The organism is Microbacterium sp. K35 (assembly GCF_004794375.1).
Classification (GTDB): domain Bacteria; phylum Actinomycetota; class Actinomycetes; order Actinomycetales; family Microbacteriaceae; genus Microbacterium; species Microbacterium sufflavum.
In genome coordinates, this window is the sequence record NZ_SSDM01000258.1 from 1 (window position 1) to 5,247 (window position 5,247).

General features: G+C 73.0%; 5 protein-coding genes. All 5 read right to left on the minus strand.

Going from position 1 to position 5,247, the window contains the following annotated elements; all coding sequences use genetic code 11:
* Window positions 1–313: ATP-binding cassette domain-containing protein (locus DW299_RS09785; RefSeq protein WP_136036476.1), on the minus strand; the 313-nt coding region annotated here is incomplete at its 3' end.
* A complete protein-coding gene (locus tag DW299_RS09790) occupies window positions 310–1,122 on the minus strand; it encodes an ABC transporter permease (RefSeq protein WP_136030943.1) in 813 nt (270 codons plus the stop codon). The genes DW299_RS09785 and DW299_RS09790, both read right to left, overlap by 4 nt.
* Window positions 1,119–2,063 (minus strand): ABC transporter permease, encoded by a 945-nt coding sequence (locus DW299_RS09795; protein WP_136030942.1) that lies wholly within the window; start codon window positions 2,061–2,063, stop codon window positions 1,119–1,121. Before DW299_RS09795 ends, DW299_RS09790 begins: the two co-directional genes overlap by 4 nt.
* A gap of 40 nt (window positions 2,064–2,103) precedes the next feature.
* Window positions 2,104–3,723: an ABC transporter substrate-binding protein gene (locus DW299_RS09800; protein WP_136036477.1), complete on the minus strand. Its 1,620-nt coding sequence runs from the start codon at window positions 3,721–3,723 to the stop codon at window positions 2,104–2,106.
* A 94-nt stretch (window positions 3,724–3,817) separates the two neighbouring features.
* Window positions 3,818–5,247: serine hydrolase domain-containing protein (locus DW299_RS09805; protein WP_136036478.1), on the minus strand; the 1,430-nt coding region annotated here is incomplete at its 5' end.

Here is a 5,247-nt window from a genome sequence, read left to right on the forward strand (position 1 = left end):
CGATGCGGCGCAGGGGGTCGAGCGAGACCAGCGCGTCCTGCGCCACCAGGCCGATCCGCGCGCCGCGGAGCCGCCGCCAGGCGCGCTCGCCGAGGGCGGCGGCATCCGTCCCGTCGATCACGAGCCCCTCCGCGGTCACGGTCGCCGCACGCGGCGTGAGCCCGAGCAGAGCGCGGGCGGTGAGGGTCTTGCCCGCACCGGACTCCCCCACGATCGCGACGCACTCGCCGCGCTCGACCGACAGGGAGACGCCGTCTACGACCGCCGTGCCGTCGAACGCGATCCGCAGACCCCGCAGCTCGAGCGCCCTCATGCCGTCCTCCCGTCCGCCCTGGCCCGCAGGATCCGTCCGACGACCGTCGCGCACACGACCGAGAGCGTGATCGCGATGCCGGGGAAGACCGAGATCCACCACGCCTGTCCGAGCACGTTCCGGCCTCCGGCGAGCATCAGCCCCCACTCCGGGGTCGGCTCGGACGGCCCGAGGCCGAGGAAGCTGAGCCCGGCGGCGGCGAGGATGCTGGATCCGATGCCGATCGTCGCGAGCACGCTGAGCGAGCCCAGCACCCCGGGGGCGACGTGCCGGGTGAAGGCCCGCAGCGGCGGCACCCCGAGGATGCGCGCGGCCTCTACGTGCTCGGCCACGCGCAGCGTCCTGGTCTGCACCCGGGCCAGGCGCACGTACACCGGCACCGCGGCCAGGGTCACCGCGATCGCAATGTTCACCGGTCCCGGGCCCAGCACCGCGACCACCACGAGCGCCACCAGGAACTCGGGGAACGCCATCAGCACGTCGTTGACCCGCATCACGGTGAGGTCCACGCCCCGCGGCGCCATCCCCGCCACCGCGCCGACGAGCAGCCCGACGACGACCGCGATGCCGGTCGCGAGGAGCCCGATGCCCAGCGACCGCCCGGCCCCGTGCACCACGCGCGCGTACACGTCGCGTCCGCTCTGGTCGGTGCCGAACAGGTGCTCGGGGCTGGGCGGCAGCAGGGCCGAACGCACGTCGGTCTGCAGCGGGTCCTGCGGGGCGAGGAGGTCGGGCCACACCGCCGCGACCGCGATCACCGCGAGCACCGCGACCGCCGACCACAGCGCCGCCCGCTGACCGCGGCTCATCGGGCGCCTCCGGCCGCTGCGGCCCGCACCCGGGGGTCGATCAGCGGATGCACGAGCTCGACCACGAGGTTCACCGCCACGAACACGACGGCGCTCAGCAGGATGATGCCGGTGATGACGGGGAGGTCGCGGTCGCTGATCGCCGCGAGGGTCACGCGCCCCAGCCCCGGCCGCGCGAACACCGTCTCCACCAGCACCGCGCCGCCCAGCACCGAGCCCGTGAGGTAGGCGGCCAGCGTGATGCCCGAGGCCGCACCGTGACGGAGTCCGTGCCGCAGCGTGAACCACGACGGGCTCGCCCCCCGCGCGCGGACCGTCTCGGCGAACGGCATCCGCTCGGCCTGCACGAGCGCGTCGCGCAGCACCTGGCTCAGCAGGGCCGCCACCGGCAGCGCGAGCGTGACCGCGGGGAGCACGAGGGTCGCAGGGTTGCGGGCGCCCGACACCGGGAACCACCCCAGACCGAACGCGAAGACGCTCAGCAGCACGAGCCCGATCCAGAACACCGGCGAGGACAGCACGACCAGCTCGACCGCCGCGGCCACCGCGCGCGCCGTCCGTCCGCGCACCAGCACGGTCACGGCGAGCGCGAGCACCACGGCGATCGCCAGGGCCAGCGCGGACAGCTGCAGGGTCGCCCCGAGCTGTCGGCCGATCACCTCGGTCACCGGCAGCCGCAGCTGATACGACTCGCCCAGGTCGCCCCGGGCGAGCTGCCCGATGAACGACGCGTACTGCTCCAGGACGGGCCGGTCGAGCCCGAGCTCGGCGCGGATGCCGTCCTTCACCTCATCGCTCACCTGCGCCTGCGGGCCGAGCATCACCGAGACCGGGTCGCCGGGGATGAGCCGGAAGGCGAGGAACGCGAGGGTGGCGGCGCCCCACAGCACCACCACTACGGTCGCGAGGAGGCCGGCGATCCGCGGCAGGGCAGCCTTCACCGTTGCGTCCTGCTTCCCTCGTCCCGGCGGCTGAGCGGACTCAGCCGAGGGTCACATCGTAGAACAGCGGCCGGCCGTACAGGTCGTACTGCAGGCCGTTCACGCGCTCGCCGACCGCCGTGATCGCGGACGGGCTGTAGAGCGGCACGATCGCGGTGTACGTGGCGTTCCACTCCTGCAGCTGCGCGTACAGGGCGTTGCGGGTGTCCTGGTCGCTCGAGGAGACCGCCTGCTCCAGCAGCGCGTCGATCTGGGGGTCGGTGACCTGCGAGGCGTTCTGGAAGCCCTCGCTGTGCAGGTGGTTGCGCAGGAAGTCGGCGTCCACGCCCGAGAAGCCCCAGTCCGTGAGGTCGAACGTCTTCGGCTCGTACTGCGCGTTGTAGGCGCCCGGCTCCAGCACCTCGCGCTGCACCTCGAAGCCGATCGCCTTGAGGTCGGACTGGATGGCGTTCGCGAGCGCGGCCTGGTCGTCGGGCACCGGGGTCCACGCGATCCAGCGCACCGAGAGGCGCGCGCCGTCCTTCATGCGGATGCCGTCGGCGTCGCGCTCGGTCCACCCGGCCTCGTCGAGGAGCGCGTTCGCGGCGTCCTGGTCGTACGGCCAGGTGCCCTCCAGCGCCGCGTCGTACCCGGGCGTCGTCGAGCCGAGGATGCTCCACGCCCGCGGGAACTGGCCGAAGTAGATCTCCTCCACGGCGGCGTCGATGTCGATGCCCCGCGCGAACGCCTGGCGCACCTTCTCGTCGGCGAATACGCCGTACTTCTCGTTCAGGTACAGCGAGTAGGGCAGGCCGGGGTACTCGACCGAGTCGACCGTGACGCCGTCGCCGAGCTCCTCGACCAGGTTCGGCGGGATGTCGCTGGCGAGGTCGGCCTCGCTGCTGCGCACGACGCCGCTGCGCACGGCGGCCTCGGGCTGGATCTCCACGCGCAGCGTCTGGAACGACGGCGCCTTCTCCCCGTGCGGCCCCCAGGCGTAGTCGTCGTTGCGCGTGTACACGAGCTCCTGATCGGGCGTGTACTCGGTGAGCTCGAAGGGACCGGTGCCCACGGTGACGCCCGGGCCCCCGGCCTTCAGCTTCGCCGCGGACTCCTTCAGCACCGCGGGCGAGTAGAAGCCCAGCTGCGGCGTGCTGGCGGCCTGCAGGAACGGGGCGTACGGCTGCGTGAACGTGACCTTCACGGTGTGCTCGTCGACGACCTCCGTGCCTTCGTAGAAGTCGGCGCCCATCATGCTGGCCGCCTGCGCGGACTTGGTCTTCGGGTCGACGATGCGGTCGAAGTTCGCCTTCACGGCCTCGGCGTCGAACGGCTCGCCGTCGGTGAAGGTCACGTCGTCGCGAAGCGTGAAGGTGTACTCGGTGCTGTCGTCCGACACCTCCCACTCCGTCGCCAGCCACGGGCTGAAGCTGCCGTCCTCCTCCTGGAACACGAGCGAGTCGAGCACGGCGCGCTGCACCATGCCGGAGACGTCGAGCTGGCTGACCTGCGGATCCATGTGCCCTGCGGAGAGGTTCGCGCCCTCGATCGACCAGACGAGCTCATCGCCCACCTCGCCGTCGGCATCGGTGGAGGGACCGGCGCACGCGGCGAGCACCAGGGCGGTGACGGCGGCGAGCGCGGCGGCGGGCAGGAGACGACGCACGGGGGTGGCGGGCATGACGGTCCTCAGAACGATCGGGTGGGATGGATCCATCCTAGAACCGATTTTTGGACGGGGTCGATCTGTGACCACGGCCCTTGTGCGCCGGAGGTCAGAGTGCGGGGAGTACGAGGCGGTGGCGGTCGGCCGGGCCCGGCTGCTCCCCCTCCGACCGCGACTCCCCCGTCGACACGACCACGACCGACAGCCCCTGTATCCGCGGCTCGGGCAGCCCGATCATCCGCACCTCGACGCGCAGATCGGCCCGCACTCCCGCGATCCGCCAGCGCAGCTCGGCCTCGCTCCCGGCGGCGACCACACGCTCGGCGAACGGCGCCTGCTCCGGCACGAGTCCGCCGACCTCCTCGAGCTGGGCGCCCAGCCGCGCATCCCGCACATCCGCGGGCACGTCGGCCAGCACGTGATCCGCGAGGACGGGATACGCGGAGGCGGACCGGCCCTCACGGATCGCCGCATCGATGGCCTGCGCCGCCGCCAAAGTCTCCCGCCACGGTCGCACCACGGCCGACGGCGCCCCCGTGCCCGCGAGGAGCTCGTCCAGTGCGACGCCGGCCACGCGCCGCGCCGCGAAGTCATCCGAGTTGCCGAAGGCGACCACGCCGAGCCCGGTCGCGGCGTGCCACCGCATGTGCGACGAGAACCCGGGCAGCCCGCCCGAATGCTGCACGATCCGCCCGAACCGTCGATCCTCCTCGACGACCAGCCCGTAGCCGTAGCCGGCGGCGGCGAGCTCGTGTCCGGGGAACGCCCCGGGCGGCCCGGGGATGGGCGTGCGCGGCTGCTGCAGCTCCCTGCGTGACGCGGGTGAGAGCACCTCCGGCGCCACGGGCTCATCCGTGAACGCCGAGCCGAGGAACCACATCCACGTCGCGATGTCGTCCACCGTGCTGACCATGCTGCCGATGCACCCGAGCGCCCCCGCCCCCACGAACGGCTCGGGGCGGAAGGTCTCCCCGCCGTCGAACGTGCGGAAACCGTGCGCCCGCTCGTCGTCGGGGAACGCGTCGGGGGTGTGCGCGGTGCGGTGCAGCCCGAGCGGCTCCAGGAGCACTTCGCGCACCACGTCCTCCACCGCTCTCCCGGTCACGGCCTCGACCGCCCGCCCGAGCAGCGACTGCCCGAGGTTGGAGTACTGATACACGGTGCCGGGGACCGCGGCGAGCGGCAGCCCCGACGCGAACAGCGCCGCGAGCTCCTCCCGGCCGGCGCCGAGGTGACGGTCGACCCAGGCGTTGTCCTCTCCCAGCCCCGAGCGGTTCGACAGCAGCTGCTCCCCCGTCACCGTGCACTCCCGGCCGTCGTGGAGCAGTCGCACGCCCGGTACCGACGTGGTGATCGGCGCGTGCAGGTCGAGCAGTCCGCGGTCGCGCAGCACCAGGACCGTCGCCGCGAGGAAGCTCTTCGACATCGAGGCGATGCGGAACACGGTGTCGCGCGTGGTCGGGCGCCCGTCGCCGTGCGGGTGTCCGTGCACCGCGACCGCCCGCACCGTGCCCCGGTCGCACACCGCCGCGACGGCCG

What these genes read in the sequence shown, in the direction of transcription:
- DW299_RS09800 (WP_136036477.1), bottom strand. Translation starts at nt 3,723, where the DNA reads ATGCCCGCCACCCCCGTGCGTCGTCTCCTGCCCGCCGCCGCGCTCGCC.
- DW299_RS09790 (WP_136030943.1), bottom strand. Translation starts at nt 1,122, where the DNA reads ATGAGCCGCGGTCAGCGGGCGGCGCTGTGGTCGGCGGTCGCGGTGCTC.